The organism is Candidatus Chryseobacterium colombiense, assembly GCA_029203185.1.
Lineage (GTDB): Bacteria > Bacteroidota > Bacteroidia > Flavobacteriales > Weeksellaceae > Chryseobacterium > Chryseobacterium colombiense.
The window spans coordinates 2,999,363-3,021,705 of sequence record CP119310.1 but is presented as its reverse complement, the minus strand read 5'-3'; the positions used below and the strand labels follow the sequence as shown (position 1 = coordinate 3,021,705).

The window sequence follows — 22,343 nt, the reverse complement described above, 5'->3', positions numbered from 1 at the left end:
AAGTATGCCATTTAATTACATAAAACGTTCTCCTTTTTTGAAATTTTTAAGGTCTAAAACATAATCTTTGATCAGTTGATCATGATCTCTTGGACAAATTAGCAGCACTTTATCGGTATCTACAACGATATAGTCTTTCAGCCCGTCTATAACAACCATCTTATTGCTTTTGGCATGAATGATATTGCCTTCTGCGTTATACGTTAAAAGGTGTTTTTGATTAACAGAGTTTCTATTCTTATCTTTTTCTGTGTTTTCATATACCGAAGTCCATGTTCCAAGATCGCTCCATCCCAAATCCGCAGGAATTACATATACATTCTTTGCTTTTTCAAGAATTCCGTTATCGATGGAAATTTTCTGAACCTTTGGATAAATAAGTTCTATACAGCTCTGCTCATTACCAGCATTATAATCACAAGCCATGAATTGCTGTGTCATATCCGGCAGGTACATTTCAAAAGCATGATGAATACTTTTAACATTCCAGATAAAAATTCCGGCATTCCAAAGGAAGTCTCCACTATCTAAAAAGCTCTGTGCTATTTCTAAAATAGGCTTCTCAGTAAATGTTTTTACCTTAAAATAATCTGCATTTTTCTTTTCTACAAACTGAATATATCCGTATCCTGTATCAGGTCTTGTAGGAGTGATTCCCAATGTTACCAGATATTCATTTTCAGCTGCCAATTCAAAAGCAAGTTCTAATTTCTGCAAAAAGACATCTTCTTTAAGAATCAAATGATCGGCTGGTAAAACGACCATAGTTGCATCAGGATTCTTTTCAGCGATTTTATTCGCCATATAAAGATTACAAGCCGCCGTATTCTTCATCAATGGCTCTCCTACAATATTTTCTTCCGGAATTTCCGGTAATTGCTGATGAGATACTCCTACATATTCTTTATTTGTAATAACAAATATATTTTCAGCAGGAATCATTTTACTGATCCTGTCATACGTCTGCTGAATCATTGTTCTTCCCGTTCCTAAAATATCCTGAAACTGCTTTGGAAATTTTTGTGTACTTAAAGGCCAGAATCTGCTTCCGATTCCTCCTGCCATTATCACACAGTATTTATCTGATTGTAACATGTTCACATACATTTTTCTACTCTGGCTAAAGGTTTGAAAGAATACTTTCTTCCGGTAGCCAAATTCTTACAAAGATAGTTTTTTTTAATAAGTCCCTCCTGCAGATATTTTTGATTTTGATAGACAAAAAAGCCTCCTTTCTCTATTTCTTCGATATAACAAGAATTATCATCTGCTTTTCCGGCATGAAAAAACTTTACCAAATCCGGACTTGCCATAAAATTGGCTTTCGGAGACTTTGAAAACTTTATAATAATGGGTTTCAATTCATCTTCGTATACCTCAAGACTTTCCAAAAGCATTTCTCTGAAAGTCATTTTCCACTCATTTCCATGAGGAGATATTCTTCTTCCAAACTTTTCAAAAGCAATAAGATGCGCCAACTCATGAGTAAGTACAAAGAAAAAAAGCTGTGGTGATAATGTTGAATTTATCGTAATTTCATGGGAATTATCAGGTAATTTGCGGTAATCTCCCAATTTTGAATTCCGCTCCCTGGTAATTTTTATATGAATATAATAATCTGAGAACCATTTTCTTAAATAAGTTCGTGTATTTTGAGGTAAATATTTTTCTAATGACTCAATTGACATTCTACAAACTTAGTGGAATTCCGGCATAGAAGTTCAATAATTTTAAACTGAATAAATAATTATATTTTGCCTGAGCTACAGAACCTTGTGCATTCGCGTAGTTATTTCTTGCAACATTCAGATCAAAAATAGTTGTTCTTCCTGCAGCATAACTTTTTTCAGCAAAATCCATAGAAAGTTTAGAGCTTTTTTCAGCTTCTACTGCCGACAAATAGGCTTCATAGTTGGCATCAACATCAAACTGCGCTTTCTGAACACCTTGTCTTATCGACTGCTTTTGTTGCTCAAATGAGTTTTTTGCAACACTTTCATTAATTTTTGACTGCTCAACCTGAAGCTTTGTAATTCCCTTATTGAAAATCGGAATATTTACAGAAACTGCTGCTTGCTGACCGAAGTTGTCTTTATACTGACCAAATAAATTTCTTTCGTTCACAATATTTCCTTCAGAGTCTATTCCCGTTATATTCGTATTAAGAAGGTTATTGTAAAAAGATCCAATTCCTGCACTTGCCGTTACTGTAGGCCAGAAAGCCGTTTTAGAAACTTCTGTCTGAACCTCAGCAGATTTTATTCTGCTTTCTGCTGCTTTTATTTGAGGTTGAGATGCATAAGCCGTTGTTAAAACTTCATCAACTGATTTTAGTTCCGGAGTTAGCTGTTCTGGAACAACTACATCTTCAACATCAAAATTTTTATAATCCGGTAATTGTAAAAGCTGAACTAAAGCAAATAAACTTCGCCCTACATTAATTTCTGCGGTTTTTAAGTTTTGTTTTTCTCTTGCTAATGCAGCTTCGGCTTCGGCTAGAACAGTTTGTGCGGTTGTTCCTACCGAAGTTGTTATTTTTGCCTTGTCATATTGTTTTTTAGCATTTGCAACCGTGCTTTCAGAAATTTTTACAATTTCTTTATTTAATAGTGTCGTTAAATACTGCTGTGCAATCTGTAATGAAATATCATTCTTAATGGTTTCTACATCATATAAACTTGCCTCCAGATCATATTGGGTTTTTCTGACTGTTTTATCAAGTCTTCCGTTATTAAAAACCAAAATTTCAGCCCCTAAATTGGCACTGTTACTGAATCTGTCATTTCTTAAACTTCCCGTTCCGAAAGACGTCTGTCCAAAACTAACTGTATTTCCAATACTTCCAGAAACTGAAGGAAGGTAATTTTTTTTGGCAATTTTCAGGTTGGCTTCCTGGGTCTGTTTTGAGTATTCATTTTGTAATACCTGCAGATTATTTTTTACAGCATAATCCACACATTCTCTCAGCGACCACCTTTTCTGAGACTTCAGTCCCAAACAACTCAATCCTAAAATGATTACCAAAATTTTTTTCATAATTAATTCAGCTTTTATGACATTAGACGCGAAAATGTAAAAAAAGTTACAATTAAAAAAATTAATGTCTCTTTTTAAAAAACTTTTGAGAATTTTGTATCATGACAAATGAACAATATCTGGAAGCCGTAGAATGGCTTTTCGTGCAAGCTCCTAATTATCAAATCGATGGCCAAAAAGCCTATAAACCAGGTTTACAAAATATCACCAGACTTTGCGATTTCTTTGGAAACCCTCAAGAAAAAATAAAATGCATCCATATCGGAGGAACCAACGGAAAAGGTTCTTCAAGCAATATGCTCGCTTCTGTACTGCAGGAGGCTGGTTATAAAATCGGACTTTACAATTCTCCTCACCTGATCGATTTTACAGAACGTATCAAGGTAAATGGTAAAAACTGTGATAAAAAATTTGTCTTTGATTTTATTCAAAAGCTGAAGAATCTTCCCGAGGATATCAAACCTTCCTTTTTTGAATTTACTACCGTTATGGCTTTCGAATATTTTTATCAGCAGAATGTTGACTTTGCAATTATTGAAGTCGGTTTGGGCGGAAGACTGGATTCAACAAATATTATTAAGCCTTTGGTTGCAGCCATCACGAATGTTCAGCTGGATCATCAAAATATTTTAGGAGACAGCATTGAAGAAATTTCTGCAGAAAAAGCGGGAATTATTAAAAAGAACACTCCAATTATTTCCGGAGACGAAAATGATAATGTAAAAAGCATCATCTTAAATAAAGCGAATCAAGAAAATGCCCCGTTTATTGATGCAACTTTATTAAAAACCGAACTCATCTCAGATCTAAAAGGCAACTATCAGGCTAAAAACATTAAAGTCGTATTAGCTTTAATTGAAGAACTAAAAAAACTAAATTTATCTATTTCTGATAAGAATATTGAAGACGGTCTTTTACACGTTCATCAAAACACCAATTTTATCGGCCGTTGGTTCGAGTTCTCTAAATCACCACTGACAATTTGTGACACAGGGCACAATCAGGCTGGCCTAGAATATGTTTTTGCTCAGCTAAATTCTATAGATAAACATAAACATATCATTTTAGGTTTCGTCAATGACAAAAAAATCGACGAAGTCACTAAAATTTTACCTGAGAAATCTGAATTCTATTTTGCCAAACCTGCCATAAACAGGGGAAGACATCCGCAGGATTATGAAGATTTGCTGGTGGATGCAAAAATTTCTTATAAAATTTTCAATTCTGTGCAGGAAGCTTATCTATCTGCAAAAGAACAATGTACAAACGAAGAAATGATTTTTATCGGCGGAAGTAACTTTGTAGTCGGAGAATTTTTAGAAAAAAATTTGGAGGTTTCCAAATAAGTCGTATATTTGCACCACTCTAATCGAGGAAACAACGATAAAGAGGGTTCTTAGCTCAGTTGGTTCAGAGCATCTGGTTTACACCCAGAGGGTCGGGGGTTCGAATCCCTCAGGACCCACAGAAAAGGAAACGAAACCTTTCAAAAAAATTCGGGTTCTTAGCTCAGTTGGTTCAGAGCATCTGGTTTACACCCAGAGGGTCGGGGGTTCGAATCCCTCAGGACCCACAGAAATCTCTCAAGAAATTGGGAGATTTTTTTATTTTATATCTAATAATATTATTTTCATTTTACAACTTCTTCTTCAAGCCAGAACAAAATAAACCACCTTAAAATAATAAAATGCCACTTCCAAGGTACTTTACAGGTATTATACCTTACCTTTACATCACAGATAATGCATAATATTATCAAAAAATTGTGCAATAAATTAATTAGTATTTTTTAGTAACAATCCCAGTTTATAAAAATCTAGATATCGAAGATTAACATTTCCTTTTTGTAGCTTTTTCTCTAAAGTTCCTTTTAGTATTTGAAACAAATTTACAGATACAGCTCTTAAAAAGCTTTCATTTATTCTATTAAATACCTTTATAATTTTAATTTCTTTTATTTTTGATTTTAGTTTCTCGTCCTGTTGCATTTTTGCCAAACTTTCTATTGACTCTTTTATTTTAATTAAATATTTATCATTGGTTTCCAAATCATTATTAAAAATTACATTATCAATATGATTGATCATTATACCCTTATCCTTTAATTCCATAGCGAAAAGAAGATCTTCATAACCATATTTTTGGTATTCAGCATTAAAGGGTACCTTCTTCAAAACTTCTCTATTAATGATGAAATTGTTTGTCTGGAAAGACAAATATGGTTTTTTTTGACGCTTTTCAGCACTCTGATTTTCTCTTTCCATTGCAAATTTCCATCTAAGGTAATGACTTTTGTCTGGTGATAAATCAGAAACTTTTCGCCCTCCATATATGACCTTCGGACGTTTATTATTTTTGATAAATTGAATGTATGATAATAAAAAAATACTTGAAATAATTTTCCCGTCGCAATCAAGAAACAAAAGATACTCCCCATTTGAATACTCTAAAAACAAGTTTCTAATCTTTGATCGACCTATATTATCTTCAAGAAAAATAAATGTTTGTACCTCTTTCTGAAGTTCAGCATTCATTGTTTTGAAATTTTCTTCTGATGCATCATCAATCAGAATGATTTCGGCATCTATATTATAGTTTTCAATTTCTTTTTTTAAATCAAGAACAAGCTCTCTTACATCAAAATTATAAACAGGAATACAGACAGAAAGCTTCATGGGATCAAATTTTTTCAACGATTTTTTGCACGTCAAGCTCTTCCAGACACGCCCAATCTCCTCGGTAGCACTCTTTATCACCAAAAACAGAACACGGCCTGCACGTTAAGTCATCTACCTGAACAACGTCATCTTCACTTTGTCCAAATCCTAAAAAGCCCGCATAAGGATGCGTCGATCCCCAAATAGAAATACATCTAGTTCCCATAAGACTTGCCAAATGCATATTGGCAGAATCCATAGAGATCATAAGTTCCAACTCGGAAATTTTTTTCAGCTCCTCTGCAAAGCTCAATTTTCCTGATAAACTATATGTATTTGGAATTTCTCTCTCCCACTTTTCTAAAGTTTCAGTCTCTTTCTTACCTCCACCAAAAAAATAAACTTTCTGTTTCTGAGCCAAAATTCTTGCCAGTTCATAAGATTTTTCCAACGGAAGCATTTTTCCCCGATGCTGAGCAAAAGGAGCAAAACCAATACCCGATTTGTTGTTTGAGACAGTCCTTAATTGATGTGATAAATTAACTTCAAAACCCATTTCCCGGAAAACATCTGCATACCGTTCAACCGTTTTTTTCAGCTGGACTTTATTCAGGTTCCAGACATCTGTTAATCGCTCTTTTTCTTCTTTTCCTTTATTGATTTTAAAAACTTTTAAGCCCTTTCTTCTGTAAATTTTATCTAAAACCTTTGTTCTTATAACATCATGAAGGTTGGCAACCAGATCTGGGTTAAATTCTTTGATTAATTCATTGGCCAATCTGTTCAATCCGAAGAATCCTTTATAATCGTCAAGATTAATTCCTTTGAATATAACATTCGGAATATCAGTAAATAAACTCTCAAAATTTTTCCGGGATACCATCACAATTTCCACATCCGGATTTTGTTCTAAAAATTCACGGAAGACAGGAGCTGTCATTGCAACATCACCAAAAGCAGAGAAACGATATGCTAAAATTCTTGTCACAATTACGATTTCAACTGATAGGCAACTGCGTAAAATTTGATCTGCTTTGTCATCGCCATCAATCCGTTTGCACGAGAAGGAGAAAGAAACTCCTGTAACCCGATTTCAGAAATAAACTCAAAATCAGAATCTAAAATTTCCTGTGTAGAATGTCCGCTGTAAATACTGACTAAAAGAGAAACAATTCCTTTCGGTAAAATACCGTCAGAATCAGCATTGAAAAACAATTTTCCATCTTTGAATTCTGCATCAATCCAAACTTTGCTTTGGCAGCCTTTGATCAGGTTTTCGTCAGTTTTTTTATCATCAGAAAGCCCCTTCAGCTCCTTTCCAAGATCAATAATATATTCATATTTCTGTTCCCAATCGTCAAGAAACGCAAATTCGTCGATAATTTCCTGCTGTTTTTCCTTAATGGTCATTTCTATACTTCTTTTGTGCAAAGATACTAATTTTAGAGTTTTTGAATTTTATGTTAATTTTAGACTTAACACTTAATAATCAGATAATTATATTGTTATTAAATATTTTAACCTTTAGAACTTTAAAAACTTTCAGCAGCTTTTTCAAAAACTTCCAACAACATTATTTCCTCATTTTCCCAACAAAGAATATTTGCGGCCTTTTCAAGCTCTGGAAGATAGTTTTTTCTTCCTTTATTCAGAACAACTTTTATTGCTTCTGCAATACTTAAAGGTTCATGATTTTTAATGATCTCTCCTACATCAAACTGATTTTTAATATTCAGCATTTCCGGAAGATCTGATAAAATCAAAGGTACTCTTGCCTGAATACAATCCAGGACTTTGTTTGGTAAAGAATAGTAATAGCTTTCTCCCCCATTCTCTTCAATACTCATCCCGCAGTCTACAGTCCGTGTAATTTCTCTTAAATCATCTGGATGCAATTTTCCTAAAAACCGTACTTTATCCTGGAGATTTTCCTTAATGACCAATTCTTCATATTCTGTTTTTCTTGGTCCGTCTCCTGCAATCTGAAAAATAACATTTTCTACATAATGCATGGCTAAAATTGCTTTATCAATTCCTCGAAAAGGATTGATCGCGCCTTGGTACAAAAGAACTTTAGGACTGTTCTCTGGTATTTCCTGGTTAAAGCTTAATTTTCTTGGCGCATTTTGAACGACAACAGGACTGATTCCGTATCGGTTTTTAAACCAATTGGCATACCCTGAACTTGCTGTTATCATGAATTTGATCTTCGGAACAATTGTCTTTTCAAGATACCTCCATAATTTTTGTGACATTTTGCCCTGAATTGCAGGCATTTCGGAAAAAATTTCATGACTGTCAAAAATCAACGGAATATTTAATTTTTTAGCAATCAGATAATTGGGAAGCAGCGCATCCAGATCATTGGTATGAAGAATTGTATTTTTATCTGCTTTTTTCTTTAATTGATGATAGAGTTTCCAATTGAATTCGAAATAAGCTGTTTTTAAACTTTTCGATTTTAACTCTATCCTGGAAAACGGATAAGGCCGAGACATTTCTTCCGCTCCGTTCCAGTTGTTTCCGATGAGCTCAATATCGTATCCGTTTTCATATAATGTTCTGCAGACCTTTTCTATACGCTGATCCGTATATAAATTGCTGAATGCAGAAGTAATCACTTTTCCCTTACTCATTACTTCTTTTTATCTGTCAGAAGATGGTAAATTTGTATAAAGCAAATAAGCCCGTTGGGAATAATTACCGGCCAGAGCATCCCACTGAAAATACCATAAATGACAAAACAGATACAGCCTATCATATTTACAATTCTGATTTTTCTTATATCTTTCAATATGAAACTCAGCACAATAAAAAGTGAGGCAGAATATCCGATATAAGTAGCAATTTCGGGAATCATGGGAAAAATTTTCAGGATAACAAACTTAATCATTTTCAATAAGATAATAAAATTTTTTCTGCCATAAAGTCATTTATTGATTTTTGGTAAAATATTTGTAATTTAGATAATGAATAAATGGCAATGCTGCTTTTATTCTAATGAGATATATTATGGATTATAAGTTTTCACAAGGTTTGAGCCAGGTGTTCAAACAAAGCAAAAGCGAAGCTAAAAGGCTCAAAAGTGAATTTCTTAATACAGAACATCTACTTTTAGGTATTATAAAAACGGAAAACTCTGCAAAAGAAATCCTTCAAAACCTTAATGCGGATTTAACACAAATCAGAAGAAAAATTGAAACTCTAAATACAGCAAGTCTTAATCCTATTTCTGAAGAGGTTACCAATATTTCTTTCACTAAAATGGCGGATCACGCTATTAAACGTGCGGAGTTAGAATGCAGACAATACAAAAGCAATGAAATTAATACCGTTCATCTGCTTTTAGGCATTCTTTATAAATATGAAGACCCTACTTCAAATATTTTAGGCGCTTATGATATCGACTATGAAGGCGTTTCAAGAGAGTATCAAACAATGCTTAAAAATTCCGGACAGGCACCACAAATGAGTGCTTATGATGACGATGATGAAAGAGAGGAATTTGAGCAAATGAGAAAGCCTACAGGAAATTTAGGTTCTGCTAAAAGTAAAACTCCAACCCTGGATAACTTTGGTAGAGACTTAACTTCTTTGGCAAGAGATGGAAAATTGGACCCTGTAATCGGCCGTGAAAAAGAAATTGAGAGAGTTTCTCAGATCTTATCGCGTAGAAAGAAAAACAACCCGCTTCTTATCGGGGAGCCGGGAGTTGGTAAATCTGCGATTGCAGAAGGTTTAGCATTAAGAATTCAACAGAAAAAAGTGTCCAGAGTTCTTTACGGGAAACGTGTGATCACTTTGGATCTGGCCAGTTTAGTGGCCGGAACAAAATACCGTGGTCAGTTTGAAGAAAGAATGAAGGCCATCATGACTGAGCTTGAAAAAAACAGAGATGTCATCTTATTCATCGATGAGCTTCACACTATTGTAGGTGCAGGAAGTTCAACAGGAAGTTTAGATGCATCCAATATGTTTAAACCGGCTTTGGCAAGAGGTGAAATTCAATGTATCGGAGCAACAACTCTGGATGAATACCGTCAGTATATTGAAAAAGACGGAGCTTTAGAAAGAAGATTCCAGAAAGTAATGGTGGAACCTACTTCTATCGATGAAACTATCCAGATTTTGAATCAGATTAAAGATAAGTATGAAGAACATCATAATGTAATTTATACTCCGGAAGCCATTGCTGCGTGTGTCAATTTGACATCAAGATATATTACAGACCGTTTTTTACCGGACAAAGCTATTGACGCGATGGACGAAGCCGGATCCCGTGTTTATATCAAGAACATGAAAGTTCCTACTGAAATCATTGATTTTGAAAAGAAAATTGAAGAAATCAAGGATTTGAAACAGAAAGCAGTAAAAGCTCAGGATTATCTTGAAGCCAGAAAGCTGAAGGATGAAGAAGAAAGACTTCAGATGGAGCTGAATGCTGCTCAGGATAAATGGGACAAAGATGTTAAAGAGAAAAAAGAAACCGTAACAGAAGAAAATGTAGCGGAAGTAGTCTCTATGATGAGTGGAGTTCCTGTAACTAAAGTTGGTAAAAATGAGCTTGATAAATTGGCTCAAATGGATGAAAAATTGAACGGCAAGGTAATCGGTCAGGAAGACGCTGTGAAAAAGGTTGTGAAAGCAATTCAAAGAAACAGAGCCGGCCTTAAAGATCCGAACCGCCCGATTGGTACTTTCATTTTCTTAGGAACAACCGGTGTTGGTAAAACCGAGCTGGCTAAAGTAATGGCAAGAGAATTATTCGAATCTGATGAATCATTAATCAGAATCGACATGAGTGAATACATGGAAAAATTCGCCGTTTCAAGATTGGTTGGTGCGCCTCCTGGATACGTTGGATACGAAGAAGGAGGACAATTGACAGAAGCAGTAAGAAGAAAACCTTATGCCGTGGTTCTTTTGGATGAGATCGAAAAAGCTCACCCGGATGTATTTAATATCTTATTGCAGATCTTAGATGAAGGTCACGTTACAGACAGCCTAGGTAGAAAAATTGACTTTAGAAATACAATTATCATCCTTACTTCAAACATCGGGACAAGAGATCTTAAAGATTTCGGAGACGGTGTAGGATTCGGAACTTCTGCTAAAAAGACTAGTTCTGATACAAGAGCGAGAAGTACTATTGAAAATGCTCTTAAAAAAGCATTTGCACCAGAATTCTTGAATAGAATTGATGATATCGTAATCTTCAACTCTCTTGAGCAGACAGATATCAAGAAAATTATTGATCTTGAATTGAGCAAATTATACGGAAGATTAGAAAAACTAGGCTATAAAGTTGAGTTAACAGATGAAGCCAAAGACTTTATTTCTGAAAAAGGCTGGGATAAAGATTTTGGAGCAAGACCATTGAAACGAGCTATCCAAAAGTATATTGAAGATTTATTGGCAGAAATGCTTGTGAATAAGCAATTAAGCGAAGGAGAAACTGTAATTCTGGATCTTAACGAAGCAAAAGACGGTTTGATTGGAAAAGCACCGAAAGCAAAAAAATCTTCAGCTGAGAAGTCTTCTCAATCGTAAGTAAATAATTTTAATCATATTAAAAGCATCGGAGATTTCCGATGCTTTTTTGTTATAATAATAACTGTAATTTATTTTATTTATATTTACGATAAATAAATCACCATTTTTTTGATAAATAATATGAAATTAAATTTATTATCTTTCATTTTCCTCTCCACTTCGTTATTCTCCCAATCATCATTCAATTATGAAAGAAATTGGGGGACGTATTTTGGAGGTACATCTACCAATGTGCAAAACATCTATGAAAATAATTCCTCATATGTATATGCAGATGGGATAAGCTCATATCCATACAATAACACCATACCCATTCCAGCAAGTTATTATAACCAGTTTGTATTTTCGAGTAATAATTATTTTACTATAGGAAATGCTGATTCCAAAAATAATTTTAGAGAAGTTTTTTCAACTTCAGGAGGATTATTATTAGCAGAATACAATCTCTATAAAAACGCTTATTCAGATAAAAGTATTCCCGCTTACAGAGATCAGTCCGGAAACAGATATGACATAGAATCAGATCTTATCAATTATCCTGTTCTGTCAAACAGTAATTGGCACACTTCTAATATCACCAATGATGATTCAATACTTTCAAAATATGATTCCAACGGGAATTTAATATGGCAAACCTATGTACCTGAAAATTTAGATTCTGATTTTTTCATCAAAACTGACAATACCGGAAATATCTATATTGCAGGAACTACAAAATGGCAAAATTTAGGAGATCCGGGAACATATGGGCCTTCTTTTACCCATGTTTCATCAGCACAGGGAGGCCCTCTTTCTAATTCTTATGTCATAAAGCTCAATTCTCAAGGCCAAAAGATCTGGGCAACCTATATTCCTTCAAAAACAATTAGTGATATTGATCTATTTGACAACAATTTATATATCGCTACAGGAGAGGATATTAATAGTTCTATCTCTACACTAGCAACAGCAGGTACTTTCCAGCAAGCTAAAGCCGTGAATTCTATTATAAAACTAAACGGAAATTCGGGCAGCCGAATTTGGGGAACCTATTACGGCATACCCAATAACGTTACCCATGGTACGATTAAAAATATAAGAGTAACTGAAACCGGAATTTATGTTTTAGGAACCACTACCACTCCCGGAACATATTACGGAGAAGAAGGGGCACATTTAGCGAGCAGCTCAGATGGATGGGATTTATTTATTACGAAATTTAATGATTCAGGAAACAGAACCTGGACAACCTATTTAAACACAGCAGGTATAGAATTGATTTTGAGCAGTAATCATAATCTTGATGTTAAGGATGATAAAATTATCGTATCAGGAAGCACCGCCGGAAATCAGAATATGGCAACTCCAGGAGCTTTTCAAGAGGTAAAACCAAGCGCGAATAGTGTATTTGACATCTTTTTTTCCATGTTCGAGACATCCGGTATACATTTATTTACTTCTTATTATGGAGGGCCTGTAACGCCTCCACCAGGAAATTCAGGAGCTAATAAGCTATCTGTAATTAATTGCAAATTCTCAACAAATTCCAATGCTTTTTTTCTTTACGGATCAGCATCTTCACTTTCCGGCTATACAACGAGTAATGGCTACCAACAAACTCTCATATTTCCACCAGGAATGAATGAAGGAGGAGCAGGATACATTGCAAAATTTAGTCCTGTAAATTTATCTGTTTCGGAAGCTAACCTTGATGATCATTTAAAATTATATGATAATCCTAACAAAGGTTCATTTGTTTTAACAGGAAATATTCTTACGAAAGAGCCTCATTTTGTATCTATAAATGATATGGCCGGAAGATTGATCTATTCTAAAAAGATTGAAAAGAATAAATCCGTGAATTTTGATTTGGAGAATATTTTAGCCAACGGAAACTACATTTTATCCTTACAAAACTCTCAAAAACAATTTATAAAAAGTTTCAAACTAATTATAAAGAAATAAATCTAAAGAGCTCTGATATTCTATCGGAGCTTTTTCATTTTCAATAACATAATTAATTTATTTTTTCACTAAATGATGATTAATTAATAAAAATCATTATTTTTATTGAACCAAAAAATCAATTAATATGAAAATGAAAAAAACATTTTTACTGTTAAGTATTCCATTACTTACCATTTTATCCTGTGCCAACGAAAATGTCGCCACTTCTGCTCTCCCTGAAATTTCTAAACCTGAAGCTGTTCAAAAATTCAATCTGGCTATCAAAAAAGTAGCCATGGAAAAAGAACCTGCTCCTGAAAGACCCAAAACCTCAGCAGAACTTAGTGATTATAAAAAAGACATGCTGATTCCGGCAGCTAAAGACCTTATAGCAAGTTCTGGTGTAACCTACTCTGAAATTGAAAAAAGAACAGAAAACGACAGAGAAAAAATTCTAAAATGGGCTGTACAAGTGTATGGAGAGTATAACAAGGAAATCAACCAAAATTATAAATCACAAAATTAAACCCATGAAAAAACTAATTTTATTAGCCACATTTTTTTCTTCATTTTGTATTTCGGCACAAGATCTTTACATTCAAAATTATACGGATACGGTCATCCAATTTGTTATATGGAGATTGAATCCTTCCAATCTTGCGGGAAACTGTAGTCCGAATCTTCAGTCATCGAGTTTAGGAGGCCTGTCTACATTGACGTATGCTCCGGTAGTAAATACTGTTCCTTCGGAAGCCTATTACTATGGAAATATCAATACTTCCAATACATTTAATCCAACCTATCCCTCTACTCCATTAATTGATGCATGGACGTATGACAATAATTATTCTACTCCTTATACTCTTCCGTCAAATCCAGTTCCTGCAGCCTATATTACAGGATCACAATGGGGAGGTATTAAACTTGGGGTACAGGATCACTACGGAAATAATATCGGAGGATATTATTCTTTGGGTCATTTTTGCGGATCTACAACACCTACAACCGCTTTTTCAGGAGTAATTCAAGGAAGTTATTTCCAGTTTGGCGGTGCAGACTGGTATGTCCTTTATTAATTTTTACCATTAATCTGATTAATGACATTGAGAGTCTAAATCCTACACATTTTAAAACAATAATTAATATCATGAAAAAAACTTTTTTACTGTTAAGTATTTCATTGCTTACTATTTTATCCTGTGCCAACGAAAACGTCGCCACTTCTGCAGTTCCTGAAATCTCTAAACCTGAAGCTGTTCAAAAATTCAACCTGGTCATCAAAAAAGTAGCCATGGAAAAAGAACCTGCTCCTGAAAGACCAAGGACTTCAGCAGAGCTTAGTGATTATAAGAAAGACATGTTAATTCCGGCGGCCAAAGATCTTATAGCAAGTACAGGCGTAACTTATTCTGAAATTGAAAAAAGAACAGAAAACGACAGAGAAAAAATTCTAAAATGGGCTGTGCAAGTGTATGGAGAGTACAACAAGGAAATCAACCAAAATTACAAATCACAAAATTAAGTTTATGAAAAAATTATTTTTACTGGCAACAGCATTTATATCCTTTTCTCTTTCAGCACAGTCACTACCACCCGTTTATATACAAAATTATACTCCCAATTATGTTGAATTTACTCTTAATAAATCCAATTTAGGTAATGTTGGAGGGGGATGTACTCCCACCCTGGAGTCAAGAGATGCTATCAATGATTTATTAAAACTCGGATTTACAAATAATCCTTCAGTATCAATTGATGCCAATTATGATGGGAATGTAAACAATACTTTTGCATTCAATACGGCTGTTCCTACCACTCCTCAAGTTGGAAGGTGGGTTCTTAATTCTAATTTTGCTGCTCCATTTACTGCTCCTACAGGGGTTCTTACAACCTTCAGTACAGCTACCACTTGGACTGGAATTAAATTCGGAATAAAGGATCAGTCTGGAGTTAATACCGGAGGATACTATTACTTGGGACAATTTTGCGGAAGTTCAACCGTCATTTCAGATTTAACGGGAGTCGTGGTTCCTTCCAATATGTCAGGTGGGGCTTTCTTCACTGCAGGCGGAGCAACATGGATTGTAATCTATTAACTTTTACATACAGTTAAACAAAATCCCGAAGTAATTTTTCGGGATTTTTATATTCCGTTGTATTAAAGCCCAACCACAAAGCCAATATTCGGAACTAATCCGCTTGAAAAAATGCTCTCATTTTCTTTCCAAAGAACATTATACATGATCCCAATCTGCATATAAGAATTAGTTCCAATCCTCTGCATATAACCTCCTCCGAGATATAATGCTGTTTCTTCTTTATTCATTTTATAATCATAGTACTTATCTTTATAATCAATGAAATAATGCTGAAGATTTGCGCCTAAATAAAAAGATCTCGCAATATAATAATTAGCGAATGGCCCTACTCCAAACATGGTAGAACGATAAAAATCTGAAGTCTGCCAAGAAATACTTCCAGCAACTCCACCCTCAAGATCTTCGGTAAGCCGGTAACCTACTCTTGGCGATGCGGATAAATAAAATGCACTGTTACTTCCGAAACCCACTCCAATACCTCCTCCGAATGTCCATCGGTTATTGTTTCCCGGAGAAGTTCCCACTGCAACCTGAGAAAATACAGAGCCTGAAATAAGCAGCAATAAAGGAATAATAAACTTTTTCATATTAATATTGTTTTTGTCGATGTTTAAAATTATGGTTTTTTTACGAATTTTTTAGTTGTATTTTTGCGGCGTCAAACTAAGAACTCCCGTTAAGAGTTTCGTAAAATTGAAATATAATGAAAGTAGTAGTAGGCCTTTCCGGAGGTGTAGACTCAAGTGTGACAGCATATTTGCTGCAACAGCAAGGCCATGAAGTCGTGGCTTTATTTATGAGAAACTGGAACGATGCTTCGGTAACGTTGGAAGACGAGTGTCCGTGGATCGAAGACAGCAATGATGCTCTAATGGTTGCTCAAAAGCTTGGAATTCCTTTCCAGGTAATCGATATGAGTGATCTTTACAAAGAAAGAATCGTTGATTATATGTTCGATGAATATCAGAAAGGAAGAACTCCGAATCCTGATGTTTTGTGCAACAGAGAGGTAAAATTTGATGTTTTTATGAAAACAGCAATGTCTTTGGGTGCAGATAAGGTAGCAACCGGGCATTATGCAAGAGTCGATTCAACGATTGATGAAAACGGTAAGGAAATTTTCCATCTTTTAGCAGGAAAAGACAACAATAAAGATCAGTCTTATTTCTTATGCCAGTTGAGTCAGGATCAATTATCTAAAGCTTTATTTCCAATTGGAGAACTTACAAAACCTCAGGTAAGAGAAATTGCGAAGGAAATAGGACTGGTAACGGCTGATAAAAAAGACTCTCAGGGATTATGCTTTATTGGAAAAGTAAGCCTGCCTCAGTTTTTACAACAACAGCTGGTTCCTAAAGAAGGTGAAATTGTAGAAATTTTTAAAGATTCTCCGCTTTTCTCTCAGGGAACGCCTGAATTTTCTTCAAAACAGGAAGAACTTGAATATTTAAGTCAAAAAATCAATTATAAAAAATCCGACGGGAAAGTAATCGGAAAGCATCAAGGAGCTCAATTTTTCACGATCGGACAAAGTAAGGGGCTAGGAATCGGCGGACATAAAGAAAGCTGTTTTATCATCTCCAGAGACATGGAAAACAACATCCTTTTCGTAGGAGAAGGACATCAGTTTCCTGGATTGCTGAAAAAAGCCCTTAAAATTGATAATTCAGAACTACATTGGGTTCGTGAAGATATGAGGCTTAAAAATGGAGAATCTATGGAAGTAATGGCCAGATTCAGATACAGGCAACCTTTACAAAAGGCAACTTTATACCAGTTTGAAGATGTTTTTTACGTGGAATTTGAAGAACCTCAGTCTGCCATCGCAGAAGGGCAGTTCGCTGCATGGTATAATGGAGAAGAACTTTTAGGAAGCGGGGTTATTTCATAAAAAAGAATATTTTTCATTCGTCGATTAAATTTTATCATTCATCTATAAAAAAGGCTTATACTTCTATAAGCCTTTATTCGTGCCTATTTCAGGCATATCTATTGTTTATTCTTACGTAAGAAACAAAGTATTAATTTTAAAATTTGATTATTATGAAAAAGTTAGTTTTGGTAGCTGGATTATTTATAGCATTCACTACAAACGCACAACAGAGAAATGAAGGTTTCAGAGATACTAAAGTAGAGTTTCATCAAAGCCAGAAGGATTTCGGAGGATTAAGATTGTCTCCGCGTCAGGAAAAAGAGATTTATGCACTTTCAAAACAGAGACTGACAGCAAGAGAATATGATGCAAAATTGAGAAGAATTCTTTCTAAAGAACAATATGCACAATATCAGAGAGGTGATTTTCACAAAAACAGAAACATCGCAATGACAAAACCTTTCAGAAGATAAAAAAGTAATTATAAATAATAAGCCCGGAACAATGTGTTTCGGGTTTTATTTTGAGATAATTTTAAAAACCTTACTTTATTTTATGGTTTACATGATCTGCATTAACAAACAATACTATAATAATTTCCATTACAAGGATTATGATTAAAAACCCAACAGGCTTTCCTAATAAAATTCCTTTTATCAGTTTTACAACTCCTAAAAGAAAGATGGAAATCATAAAATAAAATGTCGTTTTTGAAGAACTTTCTTTAAGTGCCTGTAAAGCAAAAAGTGAAGCATAGCATCCAAAGATCAGAATTAAATAGAATTTAAGAAAGTCAGGACCTTTCAAAGATAGTGGATTGAAAGTATGATTCATCACAACAAGCCATATACAGCTTATCAGAATCGGGGTTGTGTAAAAAAGATATTTATTCATTCTCTTTACTTTTAGCTACCTCCGCATCCACCACACCCGCCGCAACCTCCTCCACAACTGCTTCCACAGCTGCTTCCAGAGGAACTGCTGCAACTTGATGATCCGCCACAGCTTCCAAAACCACCTCCTTTATCTTTTTTATTTGGACTTTTATATTCTTCATTTTTATTAATAATCCAGGATATAAAAGAGACGAACAGAAAAATTATTGGAATTAATATAAATATGATTGACAATAAATTCCCCATCACATCTGAACAGGAACTTAAAATAAAAACCACTGAAATGAAAGAAAGAATTTTCAGCCAACTTTTACCTGTTTTTTCATATCTTTTATTTTCCGCCAGGTTCAGCCAAATTTCTCCAGGTACTTTCTCCTGAAAGATCTCTTCATAGTTTTTTAAAGTCTCAAGAAACCAATTTTCATGTTTTTCTTTTTCATTTGGACCTCCTTTTGAAGGATGATGATGAAGTTTCTGCTGCAGAATATTTGGGCAAAATTCTTCCCAGTAATTCTGAGTATATATTAAATGCATATGCCAGACTTTATCTACAATTTCACTGGGTGAAGCCCCTTTGGGTAAAATACAGCAGAGATAGACAAACTTTTTGTACTCTTCGATTGCCCTTTTAGTAAAATTCTCTGTCCAGTTTTCTTCTTTTGCCAACTTTTTCGAGAAAGGAAAATCTACATTTGATTATCTAATGAAAAATCCTTAATTCTGGCCCAAAGCGGATCATTCTGTAATAGGACTGTTGCTTTCATTGTTTTAACTTTTAGTTTCTACTCAAATATCACTTGATTTGAAAATATAAAAGTCTTTCATCAGTCTTATTAAGTTTTAAAATAATCTTATATTAGTCTTATAATTTAAATAATGAAAAGAGAGGATATCCTGCATTTAGAAAAGTTCATGAATTTTCTGGGCTTGCATTTTTTGAAAAAAAACCACTGGGAAGATGTCTCAAAAACCGAATGGTCCTATATTGTCGCTGAACTTAATGATTTAATCCTAAGCGACATGCAGGAAAAAGGAATAAAAAAAGAACCTGATTTATTAGGCTCCAATTATCTTTACGAACATTTGATTATCAATAAGCTGAAAAAATATTATCAAAATGAAAATGCTGTTATAAGCAAACCGAATCTGGCAAAATTAAGTCTTATCGTTAAAGTTTTAGGATATTCAAGTTATATAGATTTCATTAATTCAAATACAGAGTCGTTCAATTTTAATGATCTCAGAATTGATATGAATAATGTGAAACAAAATACAGAAGTATTGGATAAATTGATCGGTTGTTGGTATTCCTACAACAGAAATCTTCCGGAAAATCCTTTACAGGCAAAAGAAGACAGAATCTGGCGCTCTGCAACGGAAATCTATAAATCTGAAACTTCCGGCGAATACTTCATAGAAAGAAGTGGCGGCGACCGTCATAAATATTTTGGAAAAGTAACTGCGTATTCAGATTATGTTTTTATTATCATGAACAGCAATACTTTCATCCGTCAGAGGCATTTTATTTCAAGAATAAAAGACATCAATGAAAAGCTGAAGAATCCAGAATATAAGCTCCATGAGTTGCATTTTATAAGTACATGTATCAGTTTTAACCAGGAGCCGATTGCCCTGTTTGAAATATTCCAGAAAGCAGACAGGAAAAGCTTTATCCCCGATTCCATAAGCTTCCCTATCGACAGTGATGAGATTCCCCAATCTATTCTGAAACAGCTTGAAGATATAGAATCTAACCGTATAGATTACAAATAATTATTGGTTATTAGTTGATGGTTGTTTGTTGTTAGTTTTGGGTTAAGGTTTCAATCTATTCTCAATTCCAAGCTTTTCAAATTAACTTACCAACCAATCTTTAAAATCCTTTACACGATCACGGCTGACCGTTATTTCTTCCTGTGGCTGAAATTCGAGTTCGACCTTGTAATTAGGCGAAGTATGGATATTTTTAATGTAGTCAGAATTGATGATAAACTGCCGGTTCGTTCTAAAAAACTTCTTCTCATCCAAAACATCTTCCAGTTCATCAAGTGTAAAATCTGAAGGAAAAGATCTTTCCTGAGTCTGCAGATAAACAATTTTATTTTCACTGAAAAAGCAGCTTATCTCGTGGGTCTGTACAATTTTCAGATTGTATCCTATTTTCACTAAAACCCTGGAAAGTGTTGTTTTCTCTTTTTTAATTAACTGTTTAATTTCCTGTGAATTGACAGAGTTATCTGAAGGAATAAATGATTTATATTTCTCGATTGCTCCTGCCAGATCTTCATCCAGAATAGGTTTCAGAAGGTAATCTATGCTGTTTAATTTGAAAGCCTTTAAAGTGTACTGATCAAAAGCTGTGGTATAGATAATAAATCCTTTTGTAGGAACTTTCTCAAAAATATCGAACGATAAACCGTCTCCTAAGACAATATCGGAAAATATCAGCTGCGGATGCTCATTTTCAGAAAACCATTGAACGCCTTCTTCTACAGATTCTATTTTCCCTACCAATTCTATTTCAGGAAATTCATTAAGCATTCTTTCTAATTTCCTTGAAGCCGGTTTTTCGTCTTCGATAATGACTGTTCTGATCATTGAGTTCCCGATTTAGGTTAAAATTTCGAAATAAAATTAGTCAAAAATTACTGGTTTTTAAAATTTACCGGTTCTTTTGATTTTCTCATTTCTTTTTCCAGCATATTTCTTTCCCAATCGGAATTTAAAAGAAATAGCTTTACGGCTTTTACGGTTAAGATAATTCCCCAAATTGCTAAAATAATCGACCCGTTCCATTGTGAAATATTGAAGATTCCTTTTTCGAAAATATCATCAAAATAAATGATAAAAGCCACGATTCCAAACCATAAAATGCTTCTGTAGAATCTTTTTAAGTCCTGTACTCTCTGTTGTGCCTGATTGTAGTTCATCGTATTCATTTTTAAAAGGTTATTATTTGTTAATTAAAGTGATTTTGTTCTGCTTTTTTCTTCCTCCATCAGTTGTTTGATCTTTCTTTCTTCCCAGTCTTTTCCGATTCCGAAAGTGTTTACAGCGTGAGCTAAAAGTCCGATTCCCCATCCTAACATTGGCCAGTAAAACCATAAATGTTCAGGAGAAGTAATGATGTTTAAAATAAATAAGAAAGGAATAACAAGGCAGTAAGAACTAAGATTTCCGTAGAAACTTTTAAGGTCTTTTACTCTTTTTGATGCTTTTTCGTAAGCTAAAACTTCTTTTTGGTAAGATAAATTTTCCATGATTATAATTTTAAAATGTTTAACTGTTTGTTTTTGTTGATACAAATGTAGGTCTGTAAACTGCCTCAAATCAATTTTATATTACCGAACCGTAGAAAATGATTCCCGAATTGTAAAAATCCCGACTCAATGGAGAATCGGGATTTCTGTTTTATACATTTATGATCTATTTTATCTTAATAAATAAAAGGAATCAGCTTTTTTGTTTCTTTTCTGTATTGAATATATTCATCTCCAAATTGCTCAATTAAAGCCAGCTCTTCCACTTTAATCCTGTAATTGAACGCCAGGAACGGAGGAATAAAGGCAACCGCAAATGAAATCCAGTTATTCAGAAATAAACCTAGCCCAACAAAAGTAAGCAGTGCAAAAGTATATGATGGGTGTCTCATATACTTGTAAAAACCTTCTTTCTTAATTTTATGATCTTCTCTGATACTCACATCTACCGTAAAATATTTGCCTAGAGATTTGATGATGATCCATCGGAAGAGAATTCCTATTATAATCAGGCTTTCACCCAAAAAAAATATCCATTCTTCCTTACTGATAGGACATCTGGAGACATTCGATATGAGAACAGCCAGAAAAATCGAAGGAATAATAACAATCCACAGAATATTTAACGTCGATTTATCTTTTTTCTGAGCATTTTGACCCGATGTAAGTACTTTTTTATAGTAAAACTCACTCAGAAACCAAATCGCCATCGAAATATAAAATATAACGGTAAGCTCTTTCATGTTATTTTTCTTTATCCATAAGTTCCTTTATTTTTCTTTCTTCCCAACCTTTACCAAGCATAAAAGGAGGCAAAAAAACGCTTAATCCGTGAGCGGCAAGACCAATTCCCCAAAACAAAGGTAACTGAAGCAGATTCCAGCTCAATTTTTCCTTATCATCAGCATCAAACAACTGAAGGGCAATAACAAGCAAATTCGTAAAACAATATATCATCAAATGGACATAAAATCCTTTGATCTTTTTTACCCGTTTCTCCGCTTCTTTATAGCGGCTATCGTTTTCATTTATATGAGTCATTT

The 22,343-nt window shown here is 34.2% G+C and carries 26 protein-coding genes and 2 tRNA genes; 12 read left to right on the top strand and 16 right to left on the bottom strand.

Going from position 1 to position 22,343, the window contains the following annotated elements; translation table 11 throughout:
- Positions 1 to 15: 15 nt before the first annotated feature.
- From P0Y62_13615 to P0Y62_13605, 3 genes are read right to left on the bottom strand one after another with little or no spacing between them, the layout of a single operon-like run.
- A complete protein-coding gene (locus P0Y62_13615; GenBank protein ID WEK68879.1) occupies positions 16 to 1,095 on the bottom strand; it encodes a mannose-1-phosphate guanylyltransferase in 1,080 nt (359 codons plus the stop codon).
- A 2-nt stretch (positions 1,096 to 1,097) separates the two neighbouring features.
- A complete protein-coding gene (locus P0Y62_13610) occupies positions 1,098 to 1,688 on the bottom strand; it encodes a SprT-like domain-containing protein (protein WEK68878.1) in 591 nt (196 codons plus the stop codon).
- A gap of 1 nt (position 1,689) precedes the next feature.
- Complete coding sequence (locus P0Y62_13605; GenBank protein ID WEK68877.1) at positions 1,690 to 3,036, bottom strand: TolC family protein; 1,347 nt, start codon at positions 3,034 to 3,036, stop codon at positions 1,690 to 1,692.
- A 101-nt stretch (positions 3,037 to 3,137) separates the two neighbouring features.
- Between P0Y62_13605 and P0Y62_13600 the strand changes: the two genes are divergently transcribed.
- The 3 genes from P0Y62_13600 to P0Y62_13590 all read left to right on the top strand — a co-directional run bounded on the left by P0Y62_13600 (position 3,138) and on the right by P0Y62_13590 (position 4,609).
- A complete protein-coding gene (locus tag P0Y62_13600; protein ID WEK68876.1) occupies positions 3,138 to 4,382 on the top strand; it encodes a bifunctional folylpolyglutamate synthase/dihydrofolate synthase in 1,245 nt (414 codons plus the stop codon).
- Between the two features lie 44 nt (positions 4,383 to 4,426).
- Positions 4,427 to 4,501 (top strand) — tRNA-Val (locus P0Y62_13595).
- Positions 4,502 to 4,534: 33 nt separating this feature from the next.
- Positions 4,535 to 4,609 (top strand) — tRNA-Val (locus P0Y62_13590).
- 202 nt (positions 4,610 to 4,811) lie between these two features.
- Here the strand turns inward: P0Y62_13590 and P0Y62_13585 are convergent.
- From P0Y62_13585 to P0Y62_13565, 5 genes are all read right to left on the bottom strand, one after another.
- Complete coding sequence (locus P0Y62_13585) at positions 4,812 to 5,711, bottom strand: glycosyltransferase (protein WEK68875.1); 900 nt, start codon at positions 5,709 to 5,711, stop codon at positions 4,812 to 4,814.
- Between the two features lie 4 nt (positions 5,712 to 5,715).
- Positions 5,716 to 6,681, bottom strand: a complete 966-nt coding sequence (locus tag P0Y62_13580; GenBank protein WEK68874.1) for a glycosyltransferase family 9 protein — start codon at positions 6,679 to 6,681, stop codon at positions 5,716 to 5,718.
- Between the two features lie 2 nt (positions 6,682 to 6,683).
- On the bottom strand, positions 6,684 to 7,103 hold the full coding sequence (locus P0Y62_13575) for a SufE family protein (protein ID WEK71810.1): 420 nt from the start codon (positions 7,101 to 7,103) through the stop codon (positions 6,684 to 6,686).
- 122 nt (positions 7,104 to 7,225) lie between these two features.
- Entirely contained in the window at positions 7,226 to 8,329 is a 1,104-nt protein-coding gene (locus tag P0Y62_13570) for a glycosyltransferase (protein ID WEK68873.1), read from the bottom strand.
- Entirely contained in the window at positions 8,329 to 8,553 is a 225-nt protein-coding gene (locus tag P0Y62_13565) for a uroporphyrinogen decarboxylase (GenBank protein ID WEK68872.1), read from the bottom strand. Before P0Y62_13565 ends, P0Y62_13570 begins: the two co-directional genes overlap by 1 nt.
- 152 nt (positions 8,554 to 8,705) lie before the next feature.
- Between P0Y62_13565 and P0Y62_13560 the strand changes: the two genes are divergently transcribed.
- The 6 genes from P0Y62_13560 (at position 8,706) to P0Y62_13535 (ending at position 15,268) form a co-directional block, all read left to right on the top strand.
- Positions 8,706 to 11,243, top strand: a complete 2,538-nt coding sequence (locus P0Y62_13560; GenBank protein ID WEK68871.1) for an ATP-dependent Clp protease ATP-binding subunit — start codon at positions 8,706 to 8,708, stop codon at positions 11,241 to 11,243.
- Between the two features lie 123 nt (positions 11,244 to 11,366).
- On the top strand, positions 11,367 to 13,190 hold the full coding sequence (locus P0Y62_13555; GenBank protein ID WEK68870.1) for a T9SS type A sorting domain-containing protein: 1,824 nt from the start codon (positions 11,367 to 11,369) through the stop codon (positions 13,188 to 13,190).
- 133 nt (positions 13,191 to 13,323) lie between these two features.
- The gene (locus tag P0Y62_13550; GenBank protein ID WEK68869.1) at positions 13,324 to 13,698 is read left to right on the top strand and encodes a hypothetical protein; all 375 of its coding nucleotides are present in this window, start codon (positions 13,324 to 13,326) and stop codon (positions 13,696 to 13,698) included.
- A 4-nt stretch (positions 13,699 to 13,702) separates the two neighbouring features.
- On the top strand, positions 13,703 to 14,248 hold the full coding sequence (locus P0Y62_13545; protein ID WEK68868.1) for a hypothetical protein: 546 nt from the start codon (positions 13,703 to 13,705) through the stop codon (positions 14,246 to 14,248).
- A 71-nt stretch (positions 14,249 to 14,319) separates the two neighbouring features.
- Positions 14,320 to 14,694, top strand: coding sequence for a hypothetical protein (locus P0Y62_13540; GenBank protein WEK68867.1), 375 nt, complete (start codon positions 14,320 to 14,322; stop codon positions 14,692 to 14,694).
- Between the two features lie 4 nt (positions 14,695 to 14,698).
- Complete coding sequence (locus tag P0Y62_13535; GenBank protein WEK68866.1) at positions 14,699 to 15,268, top strand: hypothetical protein; 570 nt, start codon at positions 14,699 to 14,701, stop codon at positions 15,266 to 15,268.
- Positions 15,269 to 15,330: 62 nt separating this feature from the next.
- On the opposite strand, the gene P0Y62_13530 is transcribed toward P0Y62_13535, so the two are convergent.
- Complete coding sequence (locus tag P0Y62_13530) at positions 15,331 to 15,858, bottom strand: hypothetical protein (GenBank protein ID WEK68865.1); 528 nt, start codon at positions 15,856 to 15,858, stop codon at positions 15,331 to 15,333.
- Between the two features lie 116 nt (positions 15,859 to 15,974).
- On the opposite strand from P0Y62_13530, the gene mnmA reads away from it, so the two are divergent.
- Together mnmA and P0Y62_13520 are read left to right on the top strand one after the other, a co-directional pair.
- Positions 15,975 to 17,162 carry a tRNA 2-thiouridine(34) synthase MnmA gene (mnmA, locus tag P0Y62_13525; protein WEK68864.1) on the top strand — a complete coding sequence of 396 codons (1,188 nt, stop codon included), beginning with the start codon at positions 15,975 to 15,977 and terminating at the stop codon, positions 17,160 to 17,162.
- A gap of 152 nt (positions 17,163 to 17,314) precedes the next feature.
- Positions 17,315 to 17,617 carry a hypothetical protein gene (locus tag P0Y62_13520; GenBank protein WEK68863.1) on the top strand — a complete coding sequence of 101 codons (303 nt, stop codon included), beginning with the start codon at positions 17,315 to 17,317 and terminating at the stop codon, positions 17,615 to 17,617.
- 70 nt (positions 17,618 to 17,687) lie between these two features.
- On the opposite strand, the gene P0Y62_13515 is transcribed toward P0Y62_13520, so the two are convergent.
- Entirely contained in the window at positions 17,688 to 18,038 is a 351-nt protein-coding gene (locus P0Y62_13515; GenBank protein WEK68862.1) for a hypothetical protein, read from the bottom strand.
- 11 nt (positions 18,039 to 18,049) lie between these two features.
- On the bottom strand, positions 18,050 to 18,706 hold the full coding sequence (locus P0Y62_13510; protein ID WEK68861.1) for a hypothetical protein: 657 nt from the start codon (positions 18,704 to 18,706) through the stop codon (positions 18,050 to 18,052).
- A 210-nt stretch (positions 18,707 to 18,916) separates the two neighbouring features.
- Here P0Y62_13510 and P0Y62_13505 point away from each other — a divergent pair, with 210 nt between their 5' ends.
- Positions 18,917 to 19,813, top strand: a complete 897-nt coding sequence (locus P0Y62_13505; protein ID WEK68860.1) for a hypothetical protein — start codon at positions 18,917 to 18,919, stop codon at positions 19,811 to 19,813.
- An 81-nt stretch (positions 19,814 to 19,894) separates the two neighbouring features.
- Here P0Y62_13505 and P0Y62_13500 read toward each other — a convergent pair whose 3' ends face one another.
- From P0Y62_13500 to P0Y62_13480, 5 genes are all read right to left on the bottom strand, one after another.
- Complete coding sequence (locus P0Y62_13500; GenBank protein WEK68859.1) at positions 19,895 to 20,638, bottom strand: LytTR family DNA-binding domain-containing protein; 744 nt, start codon at positions 20,636 to 20,638, stop codon at positions 19,895 to 19,897.
- 47 nt (positions 20,639 to 20,685) lie between these two features.
- Complete coding sequence (locus tag P0Y62_13495; GenBank protein WEK68858.1) at positions 20,686 to 20,970, bottom strand: 2TM domain-containing protein; 285 nt, start codon at positions 20,968 to 20,970, stop codon at positions 20,686 to 20,688.
- Between the two features lie 33 nt (positions 20,971 to 21,003).
- Entirely contained in the window at positions 21,004 to 21,300 is a 297-nt protein-coding gene (locus tag P0Y62_13490; GenBank protein ID WEK68857.1) for a 2TM domain-containing protein, read from the bottom strand.
- A 176-nt stretch (positions 21,301 to 21,476) separates the two neighbouring features.
- Positions 21,477 to 22,043, bottom strand: coding sequence for an isoprenylcysteine carboxylmethyltransferase family protein (locus P0Y62_13485; protein WEK68856.1), 567 nt, complete (start codon positions 22,041 to 22,043; stop codon positions 21,477 to 21,479).
- Between the two features lies 1 nt (position 22,044).
- A complete protein-coding gene (locus tag P0Y62_13480) occupies positions 22,045 to 22,341 on the bottom strand; it encodes a 2TM domain-containing protein (GenBank protein ID WEK68855.1) in 297 nt (98 codons plus the stop codon).
- Positions 22,342 to 22,343: the final 2 nt, after the last annotated feature.

What these genes read in the sequence shown, in the direction of transcription:
- P0Y62_13615 (WEK68879.1), bottom strand. Translation starts at nt 1,095, where the DNA reads ATGTTACAATCAGATAAATACTGTGTGATAATGGCAGGAGGAATCGGA.
- P0Y62_13610 (WEK68878.1), bottom strand. Translation starts at nt 1,688, where the DNA reads ATGTCAATTGAGTCATTAGAAAAATATTTACCTCAAAATACACGAACT.
- P0Y62_13605 (WEK68877.1), bottom strand. Translation starts at nt 3,036, where the DNA reads ATGAAAAAAATTTTGGTAATCATTTTAGGATTGAGTTGTTTGGGACTG.
- P0Y62_13600 (WEK68876.1), top strand. Translation starts at nt 3,138, where the DNA reads ATGACAAATGAACAATATCTGGAAGCCGTAGAATGGCTTTTCGTGCAA.
- P0Y62_13585 (WEK68875.1), bottom strand. Translation starts at nt 5,711, where the DNA reads ATGAAGCTTTCTGTCTGTATTCCTGTTTATAATTTTGATGTAAGAGAG.
- P0Y62_13575 (WEK71810.1), bottom strand. Translation starts at nt 7,103, where the DNA reads ATGACCATTAAGGAAAAACAGCAGGAAATTATCGACGAATTTGCGTTT.
- P0Y62_13570 (WEK68873.1), bottom strand. Translation starts at nt 8,329, where the DNA reads ATGAGTAAGGGAAAAGTGATTACTTCTGCATTCAGCAATTTATATACG.
- P0Y62_13565 (WEK68872.1), bottom strand. Translation starts at nt 8,553, where the DNA reads ATGATTCCCGAAATTGCTACTTATATCGGATATTCTGCCTCACTTTTT.
- P0Y62_13560 (WEK68871.1), top strand. Translation starts at nt 8,706, where the DNA reads ATGGATTATAAGTTTTCACAAGGTTTGAGCCAGGTGTTCAAACAAAGC.
- P0Y62_13555 (WEK68870.1), top strand. Translation starts at nt 11,367, where the DNA reads ATGAAATTAAATTTATTATCTTTCATTTTCCTCTCCACTTCGTTATTC.
- P0Y62_13550 (WEK68869.1), top strand. Translation starts at nt 13,324, where the DNA reads ATGAAAAAAACATTTTTACTGTTAAGTATTCCATTACTTACCATTTTA.
- P0Y62_13545 (WEK68868.1), top strand. Translation starts at nt 13,703, where the DNA reads ATGAAAAAACTAATTTTATTAGCCACATTTTTTTCTTCATTTTGTATT.
- P0Y62_13540 (WEK68867.1), top strand. Translation starts at nt 14,320, where the DNA reads ATGAAAAAAACTTTTTTACTGTTAAGTATTTCATTGCTTACTATTTTA.
- P0Y62_13535 (WEK68866.1), top strand. Translation starts at nt 14,699, where the DNA reads ATGAAAAAATTATTTTTACTGGCAACAGCATTTATATCCTTTTCTCTT.
- P0Y62_13530 (WEK68865.1), bottom strand. Translation starts at nt 15,858, where the DNA reads ATGAAAAAGTTTATTATTCCTTTATTGCTGCTTATTTCAGGCTCTGTA.
- mnmA (WEK68864.1), top strand. Translation starts at nt 15,975, where the DNA reads ATGAAAGTAGTAGTAGGCCTTTCCGGAGGTGTAGACTCAAGTGTGACA.
- P0Y62_13520 (WEK68863.1), top strand. Translation starts at nt 17,315, where the DNA reads ATGAAAAAGTTAGTTTTGGTAGCTGGATTATTTATAGCATTCACTACA.
- P0Y62_13515 (WEK68862.1), bottom strand. Translation starts at nt 18,038, where the DNA reads ATGAATAAATATCTTTTTTACACAACCCCGATTCTGATAAGCTGTATA.
- P0Y62_13505 (WEK68860.1), top strand. Translation starts at nt 18,917, where the DNA reads ATGAAAAGAGAGGATATCCTGCATTTAGAAAAGTTCATGAATTTTCTG.
- P0Y62_13500 (WEK68859.1), bottom strand. Translation starts at nt 20,638, where the DNA reads ATGATCAGAACAGTCATTATCGAAGACGAAAAACCGGCTTCAAGGAAA.
- P0Y62_13495 (WEK68858.1), bottom strand. Translation starts at nt 20,970, where the DNA reads ATGAACTACAATCAGGCACAACAGAGAGTACAGGACTTAAAAAGATTC.
- P0Y62_13490 (WEK68857.1), bottom strand. Translation starts at nt 21,300, where the DNA reads ATGGAAAATTTATCTTACCAAAAAGAAGTTTTAGCTTACGAAAAAGCA.
- P0Y62_13485 (WEK68856.1), bottom strand. Translation starts at nt 22,043, where the DNA reads ATGAAAGAGCTTACCGTTATATTTTATATTTCGATGGCGATTTGGTTT.
- P0Y62_13480 (WEK68855.1), bottom strand. Translation starts at nt 22,341, where the DNA reads ATGACTCATATAAATGAAAACGATAGCCGCTATAAAGAAGCGGAGAAA.